This is a genomic window from Kineococcus sp. TRM81007, assembly GCF_022669155.1.
Classification (GTDB): Bacteria; Actinomycetota; Actinomycetes; order Actinomycetales; family Kineococcaceae; genus Kineococcus.
This window is the reverse complement of sequence record NZ_JALBVB010000052.1, coordinates 1-21564: the sequence shown is the minus strand read 5'-3', so window position 1 is coordinate 21564 and position 21564 is coordinate 1. Positions and strand designations below refer to the sequence as shown.

Here is a 21564-nt window from a genome sequence, read left to right as displayed (position 1 = left end):
CGCGCGCGGTGGCCCGGTCAGGGCAGGGCGGCCACGAGCTCGGCCAGCGGCGTCCTGGTGCCGGTGTAGAACGGCACCTCCTCGCGCACGTGCCGGCGGGCCTCGGTGTTCCGCAGCTCGCGCATGAGGTCGACGATGCGGTGCAGCTCGTCGGCCTCGAACGCCAGCACCCACTCGTAGTCGCCCAGCGCGAACGCGGAGACGGTGTTGGCGCGCACGTCGCCGTAGGAGCGGGCGGCCAGGCCGTGGTCGCGCAGCATCGTGCGCCGCTCCTCCTCGGGGAGCAGGTACCAGTCGTAGGAGCGCACGAACGGGTACACGCACAGGTAGCCGCGGGGCTCCTCGCCGGCCATGAACGCCGGGATGTGGCCGCGGTTGAACTCCGCGGGGCGGTGCAGCGCGACGACCGACCACACCGGGGTCAGGTGGCGGCCCAGGCGGGTGGCGCGCAGCCGGCGGTACGCCTCCTGCACGAGCTCGACGGTGTCGGCGTACCACCACACCATGAGGTCGGCGTCGGCACGCAGGCCGGCGACGTCGTAGAGGCCGCGCACGGTCAGGCCCTTGCCGGTGAGCTCGTCCAGCAGCGCCTGCACCTCGTCGATCAGCTCGGCGCGGTCCGCGTCGCCGAGGGTGTCGCGCACCGCGAACACCGACCACATCGCGTAGGCGATGGTGTTGTTGATCTCCTCGGCGCTGGTGCGCGCGGCGGCGGGCGCCGCGGCGTTCGGGGTCTCCTGGCTCATGCCCCCATCGTCCACCCGGCGGGCGGGCGCTCCCGGCGCGGGGAGGGGTGAGGGTCGTCACCCCTCCCGGTCCCCTCCCGGGTCACCCCACCGGGGCGGGCAGCACCTCGTCGGCGGCGCGGGTGGCGGCGGCCACGCACGCCGGCACGCCCACCCCGTCCAGGACGGCGCCGGCCAGCGCGAGCCCGCCGGCGGCGGCGACCGCGGCGCGCAGCCGCTCGACGCGCTCGACGTGCCCCACGGCGTACTGGGGCAGCCCGTCGACCCAGCGCACCACCGCCGAGCCCACCGGGTGCAGCTCGCGCCCCAGCAGCGTCGAGGCGTCGGCGGCGGCCCAGCGCAGCACGTCGGCGTCGTCGGCCTCCAGCGCCTCGCGCTCCCCGGCACGGCCCAGGGACACGCGCAGCACCCGCACGTCCGGTCGCTGGGCGGCCACCCAGTCCCACTTGTTCGCCGACAGGGTCAGCGCCTTCACCCGCAGGCCCGCGGCGGCCGCCTCCACCGGGGGCACGAGCACCCCGGAGCCGGTCAGCCCTCCCAGCTCGACGGTGGGCACGGCGAGCGCCGCGATGACCACGCCCGCGGTCTCCACGGCGGCCAGCTCGGCCGCGGCGGCGGGCACCGCGGTGCGCAGGAGGGCCGCGGCGACGGGTGCGGGCACGGCGAGGACGACGGCGTCGGCGGTGCGGGTGCCACCGGGGGTGATCACGCGCCAGCCGCCGGCCGGGTCGCGCTCCAGGGCGGTGACGGGGGTGCCGGTGCGCACGGCGACGCCGGTGGCGGCCAGCGCCGCGGTCAGGGCCTCGGGCAGGCGGGCCACTCCCCCGGCCACGCCGGCGAAGACGGGGCCGGCGTCGGCGGGGCGGGCCGCGGCGGCGGCGCGCACGGCGGCCAGCAGGGAACCGCCGCGGCGGGCGCTCTCCCACAGGGCGGGCACCGTGGCGCGCAGGGAGAGGCGGTCGGCGTGCCCGGCGTAGACGCCGCCGAGGAGGGGCTCGACGAGACGGTCGACGACCTCGCGGCCCACGCGGGCGGCGACGTGGTCGGCGACGGCGACGTCGTGCTCCAGCGGCGCGGCGGGCAGGTCCTCCTCGGCGCGCACGCGCTCCACGGCGTCGGGGTGGAGCAGCCCGGCGACCTGGTCGGCGGAGCCGGGCACGCCCATGACGGTGCCGGCGGGCAGGCGGTGCAGGGCGCCGTGCGAGCGCACGGAGGCCGCGGCGGTCGCCGGGTGCACGAGGTCGTCGCCGAGCCCGGCGGCGCGGACCAGCTCGACGGCCTCGGGGCGGCGGGCGAGGACGGACTCCGCGCCGAGGTCGACGACGACGCCGCCGACCTCGGCGCGCTGGAGGACCCCGCCGGTGCGGGGCGAGGCTTCGAGCACCTCCACGTCGGCGCCGCGGTGCAGCAGCCGGTGCGCGGCGGCCAGGCCGCTGACGCCGCCGCCGACCACCACGACGCGGGGTCGCGGGCCGGTCGGCACGCTCACTCGGCGCCGTCCCCGGCGCCGCGCCAGGCGTGCACCTCGTCGACCACGCGCTGCAGCACCGCCGGGTCGGCGCTCGGCGGCACCCCGTGGCCGAGGTTGAAGACGTGCCCGCCGCCGGCGCGCTCGCCGGCGGCGAGGACCCGGCGCACCTCGCCGCGCAGCACGTCCCAGGGTGCGGACAGCAGGGCCGGGTCGAGGTTGCCCTGCACGGCCACGGGCCGGCCGGCGCCGGCGCGCCCCCGGGCGGCCCCCTCGTCCAGGGGCACGCGGAAGTCCACGCCGAGCACGTCCACACCGCCGTCGACGGCGGCCATCGCGCCGAGCAGCTCACCGGTCCCGGTGCCGAAGTGGGTGCGCGGCACCCCCAGGTCGGCGACGGCGCGCAGGGCGGCGGCGGAGTGCGGCGCGACGTGCCGCTCGTAGTCGGCCAGGGACAGGGAGCCGACCCAGGAGTCGAACAGCTGCACGGCGGAGGCACCGGCGAGGACCTGGGCGCGCAGGAACGCGCCGGCGATCCGCGCGAGCCGCGCTGCCAGGTCGTGCCAGAGCTGCGGGTCGGCGTGCATGAGGGCCTTGGTGCGCAGCAGGTCCCGGGAGGGTCCGCCCTCGACCAGGTAGCTGGCGAGGGTGAAGGGGGCGCCGGCGAAGCCGATGAGGGGGGTGCCGGTGGCCCGCAACTGCTCGACGGTCAGGCGCACAGCGTCGGTGACGTGCTGCAGCTGGTCGGGGTCCAGCTCGGGCACGCGGTCCAGGTCGGCGCGGGTGCGCACCGGCTCGGCGATGACGGGCCCGGTGCCGGGCACGATCTCCACGCCGACGCCGGCGGCCTCCAGCGGCACCACGATGTCGGAGTAGAAGATCGCCGCGTCCACGCCGTACCGGCGCACGGGCTGCAGGGTGATCTCGGCGACGAGCTCGGGGCGCCGGCAGGACTCCAGCATGGTGGTGCCCTCGCGCACCGCGCGGTACTCCGGCAGCGAGCGGCCGGCCTGGCGCATGAACCACACCGGGACGTGCTCCGGCCGCACCCCCCGGGCGACGTCGCCGCGCGCCACCCGCAGGTACGGGGCACCGGCCAGCGGGTCCCCGGCAGCGGGGGCGCCGGCGGGGGTGGCGTCGGGCGCGGGGGCGGTCGTGGCGTCGGCGGGTCCAGGCACGGCCCGATCGTCGCACGGCGCGCCGCCCCCGCCGCGGGGCCCCGCGTCCCTAGTCTCCCGAGGCGTGACGCTCTCCCGAGTGCCCGGCGCGGCCCGTGACGGCACGGTCCCCGACGCCTTCGAACGCGCCGTGCGCGCCCTGCGCGCGGCCCGGGTCCGCCCGGAGGTGACGCTGACGGAGGTTCCCGCGCCCGCGCGGATCGCCCCGCACGCCGTGGCGCTGGCGGGGGACGTGGCCGCCGGCGGTGAGGAGCTGGCCACGGGCCGGTTCATCCTGCTCCACGACCCGTCGGCGCCGCCGGAGTGGGACGGCACGTTCCGCGTCGTCACGTACGCGCGCGCCGACCTCGAGGCGGAGATGGGGGCGGACCCGCTGCTGGGCCAGGTCGGCTGGAGCTGGCTGGAGGAGGGGCTGCGGGGGCACGGGGCGCGCGCGAGCGGCGTGGGCGGCACGGTCACCCGGGTGCTCTCGGAGGGCTACGGGGCGCTGGCGGACCGCCCGCCGTCGGTGGACGTGGAGCTGCGGGCCTCCTGGACACCGCTCCCCGACGCCCCGCGGGGCGGTGGGGCCGCCGGCGGCGACGGGCCGCCCTTCGACGTGGCCGCCCACCTGGGCGCCTGGGCGCTGCTGCTGTGCACGGTGGCGGGGCTGCCGCCGGTGCCGGAGGGCGTCACGCCGCTGCCGCGGCCGCAACGCTGAGACGGCCGGTCCCGTCCCGGCGCGATCGGCCGGTCCGGCGCTGTCAAGTCCACCCGTCCACGGGCCGATCACCTCCTCAGTGAGGCGTGCCGCAGGAGGCGGCCGCCCAGTTCGTGCAGGAGGACGACGGTGACTGCGCTCGTCGAACGCCCCGGGATGGCCGTCCCGTCACGCCTCGGCCGCTTCGCCGCGCTGGTGGCGGTCGCCGACCCCGTCGTGCGGGAGTCCGTGACCCGGACCCTGCGCATGCTCGGCGCGGTCAACGTCGAGCACGCCGGGAGCGTCGCCCAGGCCCGTGCGATGGCCCGCAGCGGCCCGCGCGCGCTGTTCATCGCCGACGCCGGCCTGCCGGACGGCTCCGGCGCCCAGCTCGTCTCGGAGCTGCGCGCGGCGGGCTGGAACCGCTGCGTCGTGCTCTCCAGCAACGCGGACCCGTTCGCGGTGCGCGGCGCGGTGGCCGCAGGGGTGCGCTGCTACCTGGTGACCACCCGCCCGGAGGGCACCGGCTTCGAGAGCCGCACCGGCGAGTCCGGCGTGGACAGCCTGTCGGAGCGGGAGGTCGAGGTGCTGCAGCACGTCGCCGACGGCCGCTCGAACAAGGACACCGGCGCGGCGCTGGGCCTGTCGGCGCTGACGGTGAAGAGCCACCTGGCTCGCATCGCGCGCAAGCTGGGCACGGGCGACCGCGCCGAGATGGTGGCCATCACCCTGCGGGCCGGCGTCATCCAGTGAGCCGCCCCGGCGGCTGCCCGGAGCGGGGCCGGGGGCACCGCACCGGCTGACGCCGCGCCGGCGTCGGTGCCCCACCGGACCCGCGGCCGCCCGCGGCACGTACGGTGGGGCCCGTGCCGGTCGGGAGGGGACAACGAGACGTGCAGCCGCCGGCGGAGGCGAACCCGGGCACCGCGCCGGGCGATGCTCCCGCCGCCGAGCTGCCGCTGCTCGACGCCCCCGCGCAGGGCCTGCCGCCCGTCGTGGCCGACGCAGCGGGCCTGGAACGCGTGGTGGCGGCAATGGCGGCCGGCACCGGACCGGTGGCCGTGGACGCCGAGCGGGCCTCCGGCTACCGCTACGGGCAGCGGGCGTTCCTCGTGCAGCTGCGCCGCGCCGGTGCGGGCACCGCGCTGATCGACCCCGCCGCGCTGCCGGACCTGTCCGCTCTGGGCGAGGCGCTCTCGGGCGCCGAGTGGGTGCTGCACGCCGCCAGCCAGGACCTGCCGTGCCTGGCGGAGGTGGGGATGCGCCCCACCACCCTGTTCGACACCGAGCTCGGCTCGCGGCTGGCCGGGCTGCCCCGGGTGGGGCTGGGCGCCGTCGTGGAGGAGCTGCTGGGCCTGCGCCTGGCGAAGGAGCACTCGGCGGTGGACTGGTCCACCCGCCCGCTGCCGGAGCCGTGGCTGACGTACGCGGCCCTGGACGTGGAGGTCCTCGTCGAGGTGCGCGACGCGCTGGCCGAGCGGCTGGCGGCGCAGGGCAAGCTGGAGTGGGCGCAGCAGGAGTTCGCCGCGATCGCCGCGGCGCCGCTGCCGGTCCCGCCTGCTGAGCCGTGGCGCCGCGTCTCGGGCCTGCACGCGGTGCGTTCACGCCGGCAGCTGGCGGTGGTGCGCGAGCTGTGGCTGGCGCGCGACGCGGAGGCCCGCCGCCGCGACACCTCCCCGGGCCGGCTGCTGCCGGACTCCGCGATCGTCGCCGCCGCGCGCACCCTGCCGCGCAGCCCGCAGGCCCTGGCCGCCACGGCCGGGTTCACCGGCCGCGCCTCGCGCACCCGGCTGGAGCTGTGGGCGGCCGCGGTGGCGCACGGCCTGGCGCTGCCGGACGCCGAGCTGCCGCAGCAGGCGGTGCGCGGCGACGGTCCCCCGCCGCCGCGCGCGTGGGCCGCCAAGCACCCCGAGGCCGCGGCCCGGCTGGCCGCCGCGCGCGCGGCCGTCACCACCATCGCCGACCGGCGCGCGGTGCCGGTGGAGAACCTGCTGCAGCCGGACGCGCTGCGGCGCCTGGCGTGGCAGCCGCCGCAGCCGCTGGACGCCGACGGCGTCGCCCGGGCCCTGCGGGAGCGCGGGGCGCGCCCGTGGCAGGTGGAGCTGGTCGCGCCGGCGCTCGCCACGGCGCTGGCCGAGGCGCGGGTGCCGGAGGCCGTCGAGGCCGCGGCCGAGTCCACCGACGGGACCGGCGAGGGAGCCGGCGACGGGGCCTCCCGCACCGGCTGACCCCTCCCCCGCCGCTGCCCGTGCCGGGTGCCGGCACCCTCCGCCCACCGCCGCCGGGCGCGGGTCGTCCCGAGGCTGCACACGTTCGTCTTGCCGGGGCCGGTGACCTGCGGAAGCCTGGGTGGTTCGGTGACGACGACGCGCCGGTCTCGGCGAGGTGGAGGTGGGCTGTGGAGCGCCTCACGCTGGGCGAGCAGCTGTCCGCGGCGGCCATGGCGCGGCACTGGGTGTGCGAGCGCTGCCCCGACGAGCACCTGCCGGAGGCGCGGCGCTGGATCGCCGAGCTGCTGACCAGCGAACTGGTCTCCAACGCCCTCGAGCACGCCCGTGGCCCGGTGGTGCTGACGCTGACCCACGACGAGGAGGGCATCGTCGTGGGGATCTCCGACGGGGAGCGGCGGGTGCCGGCGCTGCGCACGCAACTGCCCGGCGCGACCGAGGGGCGCGGGATCGCCCTGGTGGACGCGCTGTCCACGGCGTGGGGCGTCTACCGCAGCCAGCCCCCCGCGGCCGCCGCCGGTGAGGTGGACGGTGAGGCGGGTCCCGTCGTCGGCTGGCCGCAACCGGACGAGGACGAGCCGCTGCCGGGTGCCCCGGGCGGCAAGACGGTCTGGTTCCACCTGGCGCCCGGCTGAGCGCACCGCAGGGACGCGGGGACCGAACGCCCCCACCGGCCCGCCACCCACCGGGCGCGCAGCGTCAGCGCGGCCACCCGCCGGGAGGCGCCTCGTGACCCGTTCGGCGCAACGGCACCGGTCGTGGCGCGGCACGGGGGTCGCTGTCGCCTACGGTCGCCACCGTGAACCACGGGGCGAACCACGGGGTGGACCACGGACAGCCGCCACCCGTCCGGGCGTTCCTGCGCCGCTGCGTGCTCGCCGCGAGCGTGCTCGACGACCTGGACGTGGACCCCGACGACGACGGCGTGCACCTGCCCGGCTGCGCCCCGCTGGCGTGGGCGGACGTCGCCGCCACCGCGGGCCCCTTCCCCCGCGGCCCTCTCACCGCGCGCTCTGGCCCCCCCGGGGCCGACGACGCGGCCCCGGGGGCGGCGGCCCGGCTGCGGGTGCGGCAGCTGCTGCTGGCGCACCGGGAGCTGCACCGGCGCGCGGTGCGGCTCGTGCCGCTGGCCGTGCCGCGCGGCGCGGACCGGCACCCGGGCGCCGTGTGGGAGTCGACCGCGGTGCTCGGCGGCGCGCTGGACCTCGGGCCCGGCGTCGTGGTCACGCACGCGGGGCGCGAGCGCGCGCTGCCGGTGCCGGCGGCCTCGGCGCGCGCCACCGGTGCGGCCGCGGGGCTCACGGCGGCGCAGCGCGAGCACCTGGAGGCGATGGGGTCGCTGGCGGCGCACCGGCTGCACCGCGACGAGGGCGCCCGCGACGGCGGGGTGCTGCGGCCGGTGGGCGGGTGCGACGCGCCGACGCTGCTGGCGGCGGCGAGCCTGCGCGCGCACCTGGTCACCGCCCCCGGTGACTCCGCGGGCCCGGTGCTGCGCGCCGTCGCGGTGCCGGACCGCACGCGCGGCTGGTTCGACCTGGCCCGCGTGGACCCCGCCTTCGTGGTGGCGGCGTGGGCGGTGACGGACCCGGCGGACCGGGGCCTGCGCCGCCCCGTCCTGGTCACGCGCGAGGAGGTGGCACCCGCGCCGACCGCCCCGGACGTGCGCGGGCACCGCGGCGGCGCGGACGCCGGCGGCGCACTGGCGCGCGCAGTCCTGCGGCTGTGACGGGCCCGGCCCCGGCCGGGTCGTGACCGCCGCCGCGCCGACCGCCGGGGTACCCCTCGGCCGGTCGGCGCGTCGCGTCAGGCCGTGCGGCCCGGCGCGGACGGGGCGTGGGCGTCGACGGGGGCGCTGCGGGCCACCGACTCCACGATGGTGCGGGCCACGGCCTGCGGCGCCAGCCCCACCTCGTCGAGGATCGCCTCGCGCGAGCCGTGGTCCAGGAACCGCTGCGGCAGGGCGAAGGTGAGCACGGGCGTGGGCACCGAACGGCTGCTCAGCTCCCGGGTGAGCGCCCACCCCAGGCCGCCGACCTCGCCGCCGTCCTCCATGACCGCGACGTGCTGGTGGGCGCCGGCCAGCTCCACCAGGGCCTCGGGGACGGGCACGACCCAGCGGGGGTCGACGACGGTGACGCCGACGCCGTGGTCCCGCAGTCTCGCGGCGACGTCCAGGGCGCGCGGCACCAGCGAACCCACGGCGACGAGCAGCACCTCGTCGCCGTCCGCCCACCGCGGGCCCTCCAGGACGTCCACGCAGCCGGTGCGGGCGATCGCCGGCAGGTCCGCGGGCACCTTGCCCTTGCTGAAGCGCACCACGGTGGGGGCGTCCTCGACGGCGACGGCCTCGCGCAGCTCCTCGCGCAGCGTGGTGGCGTCGCGGGGGGCGGCCAGCCGCAGCCCGGGCACCAGGCGGCACAGGCCCATGTCCCAGGCGCCGTGGTGGCTGGCGCCGTCGGGGCCGGTGACCCCGGCGCGGTCGAGGACGAACGTGACGCCCGCGCGGTGCAGGGCGACGTCGAGGAGCACCTGGTCGAAGGCGCGGTTGAGGAAGGTGGCGTAGACGGCCACCACGGGGTGCAGGCCGCCGGCGGCCATCCCGGCGGCGGAGGTGACGGCGTGCTGCTCGGCGATGCCGACGTCGAAGACGCGCTCGGGGTGGGCGCGGGCGAACGGCTCCAGGCCCACGGGCAGGCGCATCGCGGCGGTGATGCCCACGAGGTCCTCGCGCACGGCGGCGAGGGCGACCATCTCGTCGGCGAACACGCTGGTCCACGAGGAGCCCGAACTGGCCTGCGCCTCGCCGGTCTCGGGGTCGATGACGCCGACGGCGTGGAAGTGGTCGGCGCTGTCGTCCAGGGCGGGCTTGTAGCCGCGGCCCTTCTGGGTCAGGGCGTGCACGATGACGGGCCCGCCGTAGGAGCGCGCGCGGCGCAGGGCGTGCTCGACGGCCTCCACGTCGTGGCCGTCGACGGGGCCGACGTACTTCAGGCCCAGGTCCTCGAACAGCCCCTGCGGGGCGACGATGTCCTTGATGCCCTTCTTCATCCCGTGCAGGGTCTCGTAGGCCAGCCGGCCGGGGGCCCCGCCGCGCTTGAGGGACTGCTTGCCCCAGTCCAGCAGCTTCTCGTACTCACGGGTGGTGCGCAGCGTCGCCAGGTGCGAGGCCATGCCGCCGATGGTGGGCGCGTAGGAGCGCTCGTTGTCGTTGACGACGATGATCACCGGGCGCTCGGAGGCGGCGATGTTGTTCAGCGCCTCCCACGCCATGCCCCCGGTGAGCGCCCCGTCGCCGATGACGGCCACGACCCGCCGGTCGCGCTCGCCGCGCAGCTCGAACGCCTTCGCCAGGCCGTCGGCCCAGGACAGGGACGTGGAGGCGTGGGAGTTCTCCACCAGGTCGTGCTCGCTCTCGGCGCGCGAGGGGTAGCCGGACAGCCCGTCGGCCTCGCGCAGGCGCGTGAAGTCCTGCCGGCCGGTGAGCAGCTTGTGCACGTAGCTCTGGTGGCCGGTGTCGAGCACCAGCCGGTCGCGCGGGGAGTCGAAGACCCGGTGCACGGCGATGGTGAGCTCCACCACGCCCAGGTTCGGCCCCAGGTGCCCGCCGGTGCGGCTGACGGCGGCGACGAGGAAGTCGCGCACCTCGGCGGCCAGCTGCGGCAGCTGCTCCGGGGGCAGGTCCTTGAGGTCCTCCGGCCCGGTGATGTTCTCGAGCAGCCCCATGCGGGGTGGCCTCCTGTACGCGCGTGCGGTGGTGGTGCGGTCGGCGGCCGCCCGGTGGCGTGCGGTGCCGTCCGGTGGGGTCGTCCGGGCGAGTGTAGGAGCCGGGTGCGACGTCAGCGCGGTCAACCACCCCCGGTCGGCGCACCGCCACGGAACGCGCACGCCATCTCCGCGGGCCGCGTCACAGCCGGGGGACGAACGCCTCGCCGCGCAGGGCGCGCTGCAGCAGGTCCACCGACCGGGCCAGTCGCACGAGCCGCAGCTCCTCGCCCTCCAGGACCTCCAGGACGCGCGGGACGACCTCGGGCGGCAGGTGCTCGGCGAGCTCCACGCGGGCACCGGCGGTGGCGCGGCGCACCGCCTCGCGCTGGGCGGCGACGTGGTGGCCGACCAGCCAGGCCAGCACCACCGGGTGGCGGTGCACCGGCGGGTGGCCGCGGTGCTCGGGCGGGGCCCGGTCCAGCAGCCAGGCCACCGCGGCGCGCTCGAACCCGGCCGCTCCCGGTGGCGGCACGGGCGCCGGCCAGCCCGGCGGGCCGTGCCGGGACCCCTCGCGCTCACCGTGTCCGCGCACCCGCACCCCCTCCGCTTCGAACGTCCGTTCGAGGGTACCGCCGGCGGGCCGGTCCAGCCGCTCCTCGCGGCCGGACCGGCCGGTGGCGTCAGGCGCCGGGGGCGGGGCGCCCCTCGCGGGCCTCGCTGGCGGCGATGCGCTCCTCCAGGGCGGCGTCGCCCAGCTGCCCCGCCACCGGGGCCGGGGCCGGGGCCGGCTCGGTGACCGGCTCGGTGACCGGCGTGGTGGTGACGTCGCCGGCCGGCTGCGTGCGCAGCGACTCCTCCGCCGCCTCGTGCGCCTCGGACGTGGCCTTGCGGTCGGCCACCTTCGACGCCGCGGCGGCAGCTCCGGCGACCGCGGCGGCGGCACCGGCGGCCAGGCCGGCCTTGGTGCCGGTGCCCATGCCCGCGTTCTCCTCGGTGGCGACCCCGGTGACGGCGATCCGCTCCGCCATCGCCTTGACCCTGGAGCCGGCGGCGCGCTCCTCCTCCAGGTTGGCCTCGAGCAGCTTCGCGACGTGCCCGGCGCCGCGGGCGCGGGCGTGCAGGACCAGCGTCTCGTACACGGCCTGCTCGAGGTGCTCGGTCTCCAGCGCGCCGGCGAGGATCACCGCGTCCACGAGGGAGTCGTCGGTCTTCTTCAGGGTGGTCTCGGCCTCGGCCGCCAGCGCCTTGGTCACCGGGCACGGGGAGTCGTCGACCTCCTCGCCCAGCAGGGCGAAGCACTGCTCGACGACCTGGATCTGCCGGCGGGTCTCCTCGGCGTGCTCGCGCAGCAGCTCCTTGAGCTCCTCACGACGGGCGGCCTCCTCGAGGCGCCCCAGCATCGTCAGGGTGTCCTTCTCCATGGTCAGCGCAGAGCCCAGCTTGTAGCTGAAGACCTGCTCGGGGGTCTTGAGGCGTTCGAACATCGTGCGCTCCTCCGTCGTCGGTTCCTCCGGTTGCTCCTGCGCCAACCTGGCACGCGTTCGCCGGGGCTGCACCCGCACGGACCGGTGCACGGGGGCGGAGGCCGCCGCACCCCGCCGGGTCCGCGGCCCGAAACCTGCCGGGTGTCGGGCCGTCGCCGCCCCCACTAGCGTGATCCGGGTCAGTGGAGCGGCGCCGGTCCCCGAACCGGTGCCGTCGTCGCCACCGGAGGAGGACCACCGTGCTCTCGGACCGTTCCCGCCCCGTGCTGGAGGCGACCCTGCCGGTGATCGCCGACAACATCGAGCAGATCGCGCAGCGCTTCTACCGGCACCTGTTCGCCGCGCACCCCGAGCTGTTCGACGGCACGTTCAACCGCGGCAACCAGGCGCAGGGCAGCCAGCAGGTCGCCCTGGCCGGCTCGGTGGCCGTCTTCGCCAGCGCCCTGCTGCGCACGCCCGAGCAGCTGCCCGAGCAGCTCCTGTCCCGCATCGCGCACAAGCACGCCTCGCTGGGCATCCGGCCCGAGCAGTACGACGTCGTGCACGAGCACCTGTTCTGGGCCGTCGGTGACGTCCTGGGCGACGCGGTCACGCCCGAGGTGGCCGCCGCCTGGGACGAGGTGTACTGGCTGATGGCGTACGCGCTGATCCACCAGGAGCGCGGCCTGTACAGCGCGCGCGGCGTGCGCCCGGACACGGTCTGGCGGAACTGGCGCGTGGTGGAGAAGGTCCGCGAGACCGACGACGTGGTGACGTTCGTGGTCGAGCGGGCGGACGACCGCCTGGTGAAGACGTCCCTGCCCGGGCAGTACGTGACCGTGCAGGTGCCGATGCCGGACGGCGTGCGCCAGCCGCGCCAGTACAGCCTCACCCGCGCCGACGACGGCCGGCACCGGCAGTTCTCCGTCAAGCGCGTCCACGGCGGCGGCGAGCCCGACGGGGAGGTGTCGAACGCGCTGTGCGGGTCGGTGCGGGTCGGCGACGAGCTGACGATGTCGCTGCCGTTCGGCGACGTGGTCCTGGACGACTCCGGCCGCCCGGTGGTGTTCGCCAGCGCCGGCATCGGCATCACCCCGATGGCGGGGATGCTCTCGCACCTGGCCGCGGCCGGTTCGGGCCTGCGGGTGGCGCTGCTGCACGCCGACGCCCGCGAGGACGCGTTCGCGCTGCGTCGGCAGGTGCTGGGGGACGTGGCGGCGCTGCCGAACGCCTCCGCGCACGTGTGGTTCGAGGAGGGCGGCGGCGAGGGCCTGCCGGCCGACGGGGTGTTCCGCGGGTTCATGGACCTCGCGGACGTGGACCTGCCCGAGGACGCCCTGTACTACCTGTGCGGGCCGCTGCCGTTCATGCGGGCCGTGCGCGAGGCCCTGCTGGAGCGGGGCGTCGCACCGCGCGACGTGCAGTACGAGGTGTTCGGTCCCGACCTGTGGGCGGCGGACCTGGCCGGCGAGGCCGCCCCGGGCGCGGACGCGGTCGGGGCCGCGCGCTGACGGCGGGCGGGCACCCGCGCGGGTGCCCNCCCGCCGTCCGCCCTCAGACGGCCGGCAGCGTGCTGGTGTCGATGACGAAGCGGTAGCGCACGTCGGAGGCGACGACCCGCTCCCACGCCTCGTTGACCTGGTCGGCGCCGATCACCTCGACCTGCGCGGCGATGCCGTGCTCGGCGCAGAAGTCCAGCATCTCCTGGGTCTCGGCGATGCCGCCGATGTTGGAACCGGCCAGGCTGCGGCGCGCGGGGATCAGCGAGAACGCGCGCACGGACATCGGGTTCTCGGGGGCGCCGACCTCGACGAGCGTGCCGTTGCGGCGCAGCAGGCCCATGTGGGCGTCGAGGTCCAGGTTCGCCGAGACGGTGTTGATGATGAGGTCGAAGGACCCGCGCAGCTGCTGGAACGTGTCGGGGTCGCTGGTGGCGTGGTAGGCGTGCGCGCCCAGGCGCAGGCCGTCCTCCTGCTTCTTCAGCGACTGCGACAGGACGGTGACCTCGCAGCCCTTGGCGGCGGCGATCTGCACGGCCATGTGGCCGAGGCCGCCGAGGCCGATGACGGCGACCTTCGTGCCCTCCCCGGCGCCCCAGCGGTTCAGCGGCGAGTACGTGGTGATGCCCGCGCACAGCAGCGGCGCGGCGACGTCGAGCTCCAGGCCCTCGGGGATGCGCAGGACGAAGTCCTCGTCCACGACGATCTGCTGGGAGTACCCGCCGGCGGTGGGGCGGCCGTCGGCGGGGTCGGTGCCGCCGTAGGTGCCGACCATGCCCTGGACCCGCCCGTTGCCGGTGCAGTACTGCTCCTCGCCGTCGCGGCAGGCCTCGCACTCGCGGCAGGAGTTCACCATGCAGCCGACGCCGACGCGGTCGCCGACGGCGTGACGGGTGACCTCGGGGCCGACCTCGGCGACGACGCCGGCGATCTCGTGGCCGACGACGATCGGCCAGGCCACCGGGCCCCACTCGCCGCGGGCGGTGTGGATGTCGGAGTGGCAGATGCCGGCGTACCGGATCTCGATGCGCACGTCCTTCGGGCCGACGTCGCGACGCTCGATCGTCGTCGGGGCCAGCGGCTCGGTGGCGGACGGCGCGGCGTAGGCGCTGACGGTGGTGCTCACGGGTGTCCTCCGGGAACGTGGGGTGGACGGCCAGTGGACCACGCCGGCTGCGCGCGCGGCGCGCCGGGCGGGGCTCAGCGCGGCGCGGCGGTGCTGCCGCGGTCGGTCAGGAGCGAGGACAGCAACCGGACCTCGGGCGCGCGCGGCGCGGCGGTCCGCTCCAGCAGCACCTCCACGGACGCGCGGCCGATGTCGAGGGCGGGGACGTCCAGGCCGGTGAGCGCTCGCGCTCGCGCGTCGGGCGCACCGACGCTCACGATCGACAGGTCGTCCGGCACGCGGGTGCCCTCGGCGTCCAGCGCCGCCAGCAGGTGCGGCAGGGCGGCCTCGTTGTGCACCACCAGCGCGGTCGGGGCGGGCAGCTGCGCGCGCAGCTCGGCCAGGCAGGCGCGCGCCCCCTCCGCCGTGGCGGCGCACGGGGCGGCCGCGGTGGTGAGCCCCGCCGCGGCGGCGCCGGCGAGGAAACCCTCGCGCAGCCGGTCGGCGTACCCGGCGCCGCGGCGCACGGAGGAGGGGGTGGCCCCGACGAGGCCGACGCGGCGGTGCCCGAGGGCGGCCAGGTGCGCGACGGCGACGCGGGCGGCGCCGGCGAAGTCGAAGTCGACGCACGACAGGCCGTGCGGGTCGCGCGGCACGCCGACCAGGACGGTGGGCCGGCCGAGGCGGGCGAGGACGCCCACGCGCGGGTCGTCGACGCCGATGTCCAGCACGACGAGGCCGTCGACGAGGGAGGTGGAGGTGACCCGCTCCAGCCCGGCGGTCTCCTCCTGGGTGAGCAGCAGGATGTCGTGGTCGTGGGCCCGGGCGGTGGTGACGACTCCCCGCACGAACTGCATGACGACGCCGACGTCGACGTCGTCGTGCAGGGGGACGACGAGCGCGAGGACGCCGGTGCGGCTGGAGGCCAGCGCCCGGGCACCCGCGTGGGGGCGGTAGCCGAGCCGGGAGACGGCCTCCTCCACGCGGGCGCGGGTGGCCGCGGAGATGGCGCGCTTGCCGCTGAGGACGTACGAGACCGTGCTGGCGGACACGCCGGCGACCTCGGCGACGTCGGCGATCGTGGCCACCGGTGCCCCTTCCCGTCAGCGCCGGGGGTACCCACCGACGGCCCACGCAGTCGAAGCGCTTCTCCGGAAAACTTACGGTCATCCGCACAGCGGCAGCAAGACCCCAGCGCGATCAGCGGAGGGTGCGTGCGGTCCCTTGACACGGGCGGCGCCGAGGTCGAGGCTCGTCCTCGCGCGAAATCGAAGCGCTTCACCACGGTGGACACACGTCGAAGGAGATGTGATGAGGACCAGAACGACCGCCGTCCTCGCGGCCTGCGCCCTCGCGCTGTCGCTGGGAGCCTGTTCCTCCGGCGACGAGCCGGCCGCCGCCGACGGGCCGATCACCCTGGACTACTGGGCGTGGGGCACGGCGCAGGACGGCATGGTCGAGGCGTGGAACGCCAGCCACCCCGACGTCCAGGTGCGCAAGACCGACGCCGGCGGCTCCACCGACTCCAGCGCGAAGCTGCTGACGGCGACGCGCGCCGGCGACGCGCCCGACGTGGCCGTCGTCCAGTACGACACGCTGCCGGCGATGATCGTCGGTGGTGTCGCGCTGGACATCTCGGAGCACACCGACGGCGTGGCCGAGGAGTTCACCGACGGCGTGTGGAGCCAGGTGGAGTTCGACGGCGCGGTCTACGGCATCCCGCAGGACGTCGGCCCGCAGGCGATGGTCTACAACGAGCAGCGGTTCGCCGAGCTCGGCATCAGCGTGCCGACGACGTGGGAGGAGTTCCGCACCGCCGCCGAGCAGGTCCGCGCGAAGGACCCCGAGTCCACCCTGGCGACCTTCGCGCCGGGCGAGTTCGGGGCGTTCGCGGCCATGGCCCAGCAGGCGGGGTCGCAGTGGTGGACCGTCGACGGTGACACCTGGACGGTGGACATCGACGACGAGACCTCGCGCGAGGTCGCCGCCTACTGGGAGGACCTCGTCGACCGCGGCGTCATCGACGCCGAACCGCTGCTGACCCCGGAGTGGAACGCGAAGCTGGCCGCCGGGAAGGTCCTCTCCTGGCCCTCCGCGCTGTGGGCCAACGGCGTGATCAACGGCGTCGTGCCCGAGCAGGCCGGCCAGTGGGCGCTGGCCCCCTTCCCGCAGTGGGAGCCGGGGAACTCCGCGGTGTCCTTCCAGGGCGGCTCCGCGGTCGTGGTGACGACCTCCTCGGAACACCCGGAGGAGGCCGCCGAGTTCGCGAAGTGGATCAACACCAGCCCGGAGGGGTCGGCCGCGCAGATCAGCGCCGGGCAGTACCCGGCCTCCCTGTCGGGCCAGGAGCTCACCCTGCAGAGCGAACCGCCGGTCCAGTCCCCGCAGCAGGAGGACTACTGGGAGGTCGCGCAGCGCATCGCGGGTGAGACCGTGCCCGAGGTCAGCTGGGGGCCCAACGTCAACGTCGCCAACAGCGCCTTCCAGGACGCCTTCAACGAAGCGGTCACCGAGGGCACCTCGTTCACCGACGCGCTCGCGGCCACCCAGGAGGCCGTGGTGGCGGACATGGAGAAGTCCGGCTTCACGGTCGACGCGGGCTGATGGCCACCGCCCGCCCGGTGGCTGCGGCGGCGCCCGTGCGCCGCCGCCGCAGCCTGGCGCCGTACCTGTTCATGTCACCCGGCCTGGTGCTGTTCGTCGCCTTCCTGCTGGTGCCCATGTGCTACGCGCTGTGGCTGAGCCTGCGCGGGTTCCGGGTCAGCGGGCCGGGTCCCTTCGGCGTGCGCGAGGAGACGTTCGTCGGCCTGGACAACTACGTCGCCGCCGTGACCAGCCGGGACTTCCTGGAGGGCTTCGGCCGGCTCGCGGTGTACGGGCTCATCGCGGTTCCGCTGACGCTGGGGCTGGCGCTGCTGTTCGCGCTGCTCCTGGACGCCACCACGACCCGCGCGAAGCGGTTCTCCCGCACGGCCATCTTCGTCCCCTACGCCGTGCCGGGCGTCATCGCCTCGCTGCTGTGGGGGTTCCTGTACCTGCCGACGACGAGCCCGTTCAGCGACGTGACGCAGGCCCTGGGGCTGGGGACGATCCCGTTCCTGTCGGGGACGTCGCTGTACGGCTCGGTCGCCAACATCGCGATCTGGGGAGGCGTCGGCTTCAACATGATCATCATCTACACGTCCCTGCGCGGCATCCCCGTCGAGATCCAGGAGGCCGCCCGCATCGACGGGGCCTCCGAGCTGCAGGTGGCGCTGCGCGTGAAGGTGCCGCTCGTCGTGCCCGCCCTGGTGCTCACCGGCCTCTTCGCCCTCATCGGCACCCTGCAGGTGTACGGCGAGCCCACGACGCTGCAGCCGATGACGACGTCCATCTCGCAGACCTGGGTGCCGCTGATGACGATCTACCGCGACGCGTTCACCCGCGACGACCTGCCGCTGGCGGCTGCCGCGTCCGTCCTGCTGGCCGTGGGCACCCTCGTGGTGTCCGTGCTGCTGCTGCGCACCACCCAGCGTCGCGCCTTCGGGGAGGGCTGATGGCCGCGCTCGACACCGCCACCACCCCGGCCCCGGCACCCGTCCGCGGCCGTCCGCACCCGCGCCGGCCGCGGGCGAAGGTCCTGCCGACCGCGGTGCTGCTCCTGGGTGCCCTGTACTGCCTGGTGCCGGTGGCGTGGGTCCTCGTCGCCTCGACGAAGTCGCGCGGCGAGCTGTTCAGCACCTTCACCTTCGCGCCCGGCACCGGGCTGCTGGAGAACCTGCGCGACCTCTTCGCCTACGGTGACGGCGCGTTCCCGCTGTGGGCGGCGAACAGCCTCGTGTTCGCCGGGGTGGGGGCGGTGCTGTCCACGCTGGTGTCCACCGCGTTCGGGTACGCGCTGGCGAAGTACGACTTCCCCGGCCGGAACGCCATCTTCTACGCCGTGCTCGGCGGCGTGCTGCTGCCCGGCATCACCCTCGCGATCCCGCAGTACCTGCTCATGACGAAGATCGGGCTGGCCGGCACGTACTGGTCGGTGCTGCTGCCGTCGATCATCTCGCCGTTCGGCATCTACCTCTCGCGCGTCTACGCCGGCGCCGCCGTGCCGGACGAGACGATGGAGGCGGCGCGCATCGACGGGGCGGGCGAGTGGCGCACCTTCACCGCCATCGGCCTGCCGATGCTGCTGCCCGGCATGGTGACCGTCTTCATGCTGCAGTTCGTCGGCATCTGGAACAACTTCCTGCTGCCGTTCGTGATGCTGTCCGACGAACGGCACTACCCGCTGACCGTGGGCCTGTACACGCTGCTCGCGAAGGGCTCCGGTGAGCCGGCGCTGTACTCGCTGGCCATCGTCGGTGCCGCCGTGTCCATCGTGCCGCTCATCGCGCTGCTGCTCCTGCTGCAGCGCTTCTGGCGCGTCGACCTCGTCAGCGGCGGGCTGAAGGGCTGATCCGCCCGACCCCCGCCCCGCCCGACCCCCGCCCCGCCCGACCCCCGCCCCGCCCGACCCCCGCCCCACCCGGCCGACCTCCCAGGAGAACCTCCTTGCCCTCCCCCGCCCGCCGCTTCAGCACCTCGCGCCTCCTCTTCGGCGGCGACTACAACCCCGAGCAGTGGCCGCCGGAGGTGTGGGCGCGCGACGTGGAGCTGATGCGCCGGGCGGGGGTGAACGCCGCGACCATCGGGGTGTTCTCCTGGGCGGAACTGGAACCGCGCGAGGGCGAGTACGAGTTCGGCTGGCTGGACGAGGTGTTCGAGACCCTGCACGCAGGCGGCGTCGGTGTGGTGCTGGCCACTCCGACGGCCTCCCCGCCGCCGTGGTTCACCCGCGCCCACCCCGACGCGATGCCGGTCGGTCCCGACGGCGTGCGCCTGAGCCACGGCAGCCGCGACACCTACGCCGTCAGCGCACCCGCCTACCGCTCCGCTTCCCGCGCGATCGCGCAGCGGCTGGCCCAGCGGTACGGGGACCACCCGGCGCTGCTGGCGTGGCACGTGCACAACGAGTACGGGACGCTGGACTTCGGTGAGCACGCGGCGGCGGCGTTCCGGCGCTGGCTGCAGCGGCGCTACGGCACGCTGCAGGAGCTGAACCGCGCCTGGTACACGGCGTTCTGGTCGCAGCGGTACTCCTCGTGGGAGGACGTGCTGCCGCCGCGCGCGACGCAGTACATCCCCAACCCCACGCACGCGCTGGACTTCCGGCGCTTCAGCTCGGACGAGATGCTCGACGCGCTGCGCGAGCAGCGCGACGCGATCCGCGCGGCGGGCTCGACAGCACCGGTCACGACGAACTTCATGCTGCCGACGTGGAACCACCTGGAGCAGTGGAGCTGGTCGGCGGAACTGGACGTGGTGTCGGTGGACCACTACCTGGACACCGTCGGGCCGGACGGCGAGACGCACGCCGCGTACGGGGCGGACCTGACCCGCTCCTTCGGCGGCGGGGACCCGTGGCTGCTGATGGAGCAGAGCTCGACCAGCTCCACCGTCCCCGGCCGACGGGCCCACAAGTCCCCCGGGAGGGTGCTGCGCAACTCGCTGTCCTACGTGGCCCGCGGCTCGCAGGGGGCGCTGTTCTTCCAGTGGCGCGCCCCGGCCGCCGGTGCGGAGGCCTGGCACGGCGGCATCGTCCCCCACGCCGGTGAGGACTCGCGCTCGTTCCGCGGGTTCGAGCAGCTCGGCGCGGTCCTGGCCGCCCTCGCGGAGGTGGCCGAGCCGCCGGAGCAGGGACCGCTCGTGGAGGCGGACGTGGCGATCGTCTGGCACGCCGAGGGGTGGTGGGCCACCGAGACCGCCCAGCTGCCCAGCGACCGGCTGGACTACTCCGCGGCCGTGCGCGGCGCCCACCGGGCGCTGTGGCGGGCGGGGTTCGCGGTGGACTTCGTCGCGCCGGACGCGGACCTGTCCCGCTACCGGCTGGTGCTCGTTCCCAGCCTGTTCCCCGTGGACGACGCGGCGGTGCGCCGGTTCGAGGAGCACGTCGACGCCGGCGGTCACCTGGCGGTGTGGCCGTTCACCGGGTACGCCGACGAGCACCTGCACGTCGTGCCCGGTGGCTACCCGGGGCGCCTGCGGGACCTGCTGGGTGTGCGCGTGGAGGAGCTGCACCCGCTGGCCGACGGTGAGCAGGTGCAGCTGTCGCTCGACGGTGCGGAGCCGCTGAGCGGGCGGGTGTGGAGCGAACTGGTCCTGCCCGAGGGGGCCGAGGTCGTCGCCACCTACTCCCCCGCCGGCGCGGCCGGTGAACTGGCCGGGGAGGCGGCGGCCACCCGCCACCGGGTCGGGGCGGGCGTCGCCCACTACGTGTCGACGTTCCTGGAGGAGGAGCCGCTGCGCCGCTGGATCACCTCGCTGTGCGAGCAGGCAGGTGCGCGGCCGGTCCTGGACGGCCCGGTGCCCGAGCGGGTCGAGGTGGTCCGGCGGCGCGGCGCGAACGGCGAGTACCTGTTCGTGCTGAACCACTCGGAGCTGCCCGTGCGGGTGACCGGCCCGGGCACGGACCTGCTGACGTCCGCCGACGCGGAGCGGGGCCTGCGGGTGGAGGCGTCGGGCGCCGCCGTGCTGCGCACCCCGGGCCGCGACGGCTGGTCGCTCGAGGCGCTGCCGTCCTGACCGCTCCCCCGCCCCGGCGCGCGAGCACGGCGTGGCGCCACAGCGCTGGTGCGCCGGGTGTCCGGCGGGTGAACATCCGTCGCGCGACACGCCGTCCCCTTCCGCACCACGCGGGTGCGCCGCACCCTGGGAGGAGGCGTCCAGCAGGGGGCGCGGCACCCGGGGCCCGCCCGGGCCCGGGTGAGGGGTCGTCGTCCGTCAGGAGGCCGTCGTGATCGAGCCGCGCATCGTGCAGCAGCTGCGGGACGCCGCGGAGGACCAGCGTGTGCACCCCGAGGAACCGGTGCACCTGACGGTGCAGCTGTCCGACGGCAGCAGCGTCACCGGCACTCCCCTGGCCGTCGAGGACGGCACCGTGTGGTTGCGCACGGGGCAGGAGGAGGACGGGGCGCCGGTGGAGCTGGCCTCGGTGCTGGACCTGCACGAGGACGCGACGCAGCCCGCGGAGGGGTAGACCCACCGGCGCGGCGCGCTACTGGATGCGCACGCCGGCGCCGCGCATCCGCTTCTTGGCGCGCTGCACGGCGTCCTTGAACGCCCGCTGGACCTTCACCCCGCGGCGCCGGAACCCCAGCACGTCCATGGCCTCGGCGAGCACCTCGGTGTCCGCGGCCTCCACGCCGAGGCGCCCGTACGCCAGGGCGACGGCTGCGTCCACCGCCTCCACCGGCGTCTGGTCGACGTTGGGGTGCCCCCCGCCGAGCCCGGTGGTGAAGCCGGCGACGACGGCCTGCGCGTCGGCTGCGGCCCCGAGGCCGGGGGGCAGTTCCAGCGCGACGGCGGGTTCCGGTTCGCCCTCCTGCGCACCGGTCTCCGCCGGGACCGTCGCACTAGCCTCTTCGCGGGCAGCGCGTTCGGCCTCTTCGCGGGCAGCGCGTTCGGCCTCTTCGCGGGCA

The 21564-nt window shown here is 76.3% G+C and carries 19 protein-coding genes and 1 pseudogene; 11 read left to right on the top strand and 9 right to left on the bottom strand.

The window, feature by feature from the left end:
- Positions 1-17: 17 nt before the first annotated feature.
- The 3 genes from hemQ to hemE form a co-directional block, all read right to left on the bottom strand.
- Positions 18-746, bottom strand: a complete 729-nt coding sequence (gene hemQ, locus MN205_RS10630; protein WP_242127039.1) for a hydrogen peroxide-dependent heme synthase — start codon at positions 744-746, stop codon at positions 18-20.
- A gap of 82 nt (positions 747-828) precedes the next feature.
- Positions 829-2235, bottom strand: a complete 1407-nt coding sequence (gene hemG / locus MN205_RS10625) for a protoporphyrinogen oxidase (RefSeq protein ID WP_242127037.1) — start codon at positions 2233-2235, stop codon at positions 829-831.
- Positions 2232-3392: a uroporphyrinogen decarboxylase gene (hemE, locus tag MN205_RS10620; protein WP_242127035.1), complete on the bottom strand. Its 1161-nt coding sequence runs from the start codon at positions 3390-3392 to the stop codon at positions 2232-2234. The genes hemG and hemE overlap by 4 nt, the downstream gene beginning before the upstream one ends.
- A gap of 64 nt (positions 3393-3456) precedes the next feature.
- On the opposite strand from hemE, the gene MN205_RS10615 reads away from it, so the two are divergent.
- The 5 genes from MN205_RS10615 to MN205_RS10595 all read left to right on the top strand — a co-directional run bounded on the left by MN205_RS10615 (position 3457) and on the right by MN205_RS10595 (position 8025).
- A complete protein-coding gene (locus MN205_RS10615) occupies positions 3457-4092 on the top strand; it encodes a DUF3000 domain-containing protein (protein ID WP_242127033.1) in 636 nt (211 codons plus the stop codon).
- 129 nt (positions 4093-4221) lie between these two features.
- Positions 4222-4824 (top strand): response regulator transcription factor, encoded by a 603-nt coding sequence (locus MN205_RS10610; protein WP_242127031.1) that lies wholly within the window; start codon positions 4222-4224, stop codon positions 4822-4824.
- 113 nt (positions 4825-4937) lie between these two features.
- Positions 4938-6299 carry an HRDC domain-containing protein gene (locus MN205_RS10605; protein WP_242127029.1) on the top strand — a complete coding sequence of 454 codons (1362 nt, stop codon included), beginning with the start codon at positions 4938-4940 and terminating at the stop codon, positions 6297-6299.
- A 170-nt stretch (positions 6300-6469) separates the two neighbouring features.
- Positions 6470-6934 (top strand): ATP-binding protein, encoded by a 465-nt coding sequence (locus MN205_RS10600; RefSeq protein ID WP_242127027.1) that lies wholly within the window; start codon positions 6470-6472, stop codon positions 6932-6934.
- Positions 6935-7098: 164 nt separating this feature from the next.
- A complete protein-coding gene (locus MN205_RS10595) occupies positions 7099-8025 on the top strand; it encodes a hypothetical protein (protein WP_242127025.1) in 927 nt (308 codons plus the stop codon).
- 77 nt (positions 8026-8102) lie between these two features.
- Here the strand turns inward: MN205_RS10595 and dxs are convergent, their stop codons facing one another.
- From dxs to MN205_RS10580, 3 genes are all read right to left on the bottom strand, one after another.
- Positions 8103-10022 (bottom strand): 1-deoxy-D-xylulose-5-phosphate synthase, encoded by a 1920-nt coding sequence (gene dxs / locus MN205_RS10590; protein WP_242127023.1) that lies wholly within the window; start codon positions 10020-10022, stop codon positions 8103-8105.
- A 181-nt stretch (positions 10023-10203) separates the two neighbouring features.
- Entirely contained in the window at positions 10204-10596 is a 393-nt protein-coding gene (locus tag MN205_RS10585; RefSeq protein ID WP_242127021.1) for a hypothetical protein, read from the bottom strand.
- Between the two features lie 88 nt (positions 10597-10684).
- A complete protein-coding gene (locus tag MN205_RS10580) occupies positions 10685-11488 on the bottom strand; it encodes a ferritin-like domain-containing protein (RefSeq protein ID WP_242127019.1) in 804 nt (267 codons plus the stop codon).
- 239 nt (positions 11489-11727) lie between these two features.
- On the opposite strand from MN205_RS10580, the gene MN205_RS10575 reads away from it, so the two are divergent.
- Entirely contained in the window at positions 11728-12978 is a 1251-nt protein-coding gene (locus MN205_RS10575; protein ID WP_242127017.1) for a globin domain-containing protein, read from the top strand.
- A gap of 43 nt (positions 12979-13021) precedes the next feature.
- On the opposite strand, the gene MN205_RS10570 is transcribed toward MN205_RS10575, so the two are convergent.
- Together MN205_RS10570 and MN205_RS10565 are read right to left on the bottom strand one after the other, a co-directional pair.
- Positions 13022-14092 carry an NAD(P)-dependent alcohol dehydrogenase gene (locus MN205_RS10570; RefSeq protein ID WP_242127015.1) on the bottom strand — a complete coding sequence of 357 codons (1071 nt, stop codon included), beginning with the start codon at positions 14090-14092 and terminating at the stop codon, positions 13022-13024.
- A gap of 74 nt (positions 14093-14166) precedes the next feature.
- On the bottom strand, positions 14167-15159 hold the full coding sequence (locus MN205_RS10565) for a LacI family DNA-binding transcriptional regulator (protein WP_242127013.1): 993 nt from the start codon (positions 15157-15159) through the stop codon (positions 14167-14169).
- A gap of 223 nt (positions 15160-15382) precedes the next feature.
- Between MN205_RS10565 and MN205_RS10560 the strand changes: the two genes are divergently transcribed.
- From MN205_RS10560 to MN205_RS10540, 5 genes are all read left to right on the top strand, one after another.
- Entirely contained in the window at positions 15383-16675 is a 1293-nt protein-coding gene (locus tag MN205_RS10560; RefSeq protein ID WP_242127011.1) for an ABC transporter substrate-binding protein, read from the top strand.
- The gene (locus MN205_RS10555; protein WP_242127009.1) at positions 16675-17607 is read left to right on the top strand and encodes a carbohydrate ABC transporter permease; all 933 of its coding nucleotides are present in this window, start codon (positions 16675-16677) and stop codon (positions 17605-17607) included. Before MN205_RS10560 ends, MN205_RS10555 begins: the two co-directional genes overlap by 1 nt.
- Positions 17607-18503, top strand: a complete 897-nt coding sequence (locus tag MN205_RS10550; RefSeq protein WP_242127007.1) for a carbohydrate ABC transporter permease — start codon at positions 17607-17609, stop codon at positions 18501-18503. The genes MN205_RS10555 and MN205_RS10550 overlap by 1 nt, the downstream gene beginning before the upstream one ends.
- Positions 18504-18598: 95 nt before the next feature.
- Positions 18599-20668 carry a beta-galactosidase gene (locus tag MN205_RS10545; protein ID WP_242127005.1) on the top strand — a complete coding sequence of 690 codons (2070 nt, stop codon included), beginning with the start codon at positions 18599-18601 and terminating at the stop codon, positions 20666-20668.
- 211 nt (positions 20669-20879) lie between these two features.
- Positions 20880-21122 carry a hypothetical protein gene (locus tag MN205_RS10540; protein WP_242127003.1) on the top strand — a complete coding sequence of 81 codons (243 nt, stop codon included), beginning with the start codon at positions 20880-20882 and terminating at the stop codon, positions 21120-21122.
- Between the two features lie 18 nt (positions 21123-21140).
- Here the strand turns inward: MN205_RS10540 and MN205_RS10535 are convergent.
- Positions 21141-21564, bottom strand: a pseudogene (locus MN205_RS10535) (hypothetical protein); the annotation flags it as partial.

Coding starts and splice junctions, on each gene's coding strand:
- hemQ (WP_242127039.1), bottom strand. CDS start 746: ATGAGCCAGGAGACCCCGAACGCCGCGGCGCCCGCCGCCGCGCGCACC.
- dxs (WP_242127023.1), bottom strand. CDS start 10,022: ATGGGGCTGCTCGAGAACATCACCGGGCCGGAGGACCTCAAGGACCTG.
- MN205_RS10580 (WP_242127019.1), bottom strand. CDS start 11,488: ATGTTCGAACGCCTCAAGACCCCCGAGCAGGTCTTCAGCTACAAGCTG.
- MN205_RS10560 (WP_242127011.1), top strand. CDS start 15,383: ATGAGGACCAGAACGACCGCCGTCCTCGCGGCCTGCGCCCTCGCGCTG.
- MN205_RS10555 (WP_242127009.1), top strand. CDS start 16,675: ATGGCCACCGCCCGCCCGGTGGCTGCGGCGGCGCCCGTGCGCCGCCGC.
- MN205_RS10550 (WP_242127007.1), top strand. CDS start 17,607: ATGGCCGCGCTCGACACCGCCACCACCCCGGCCCCGGCACCCGTCCGC.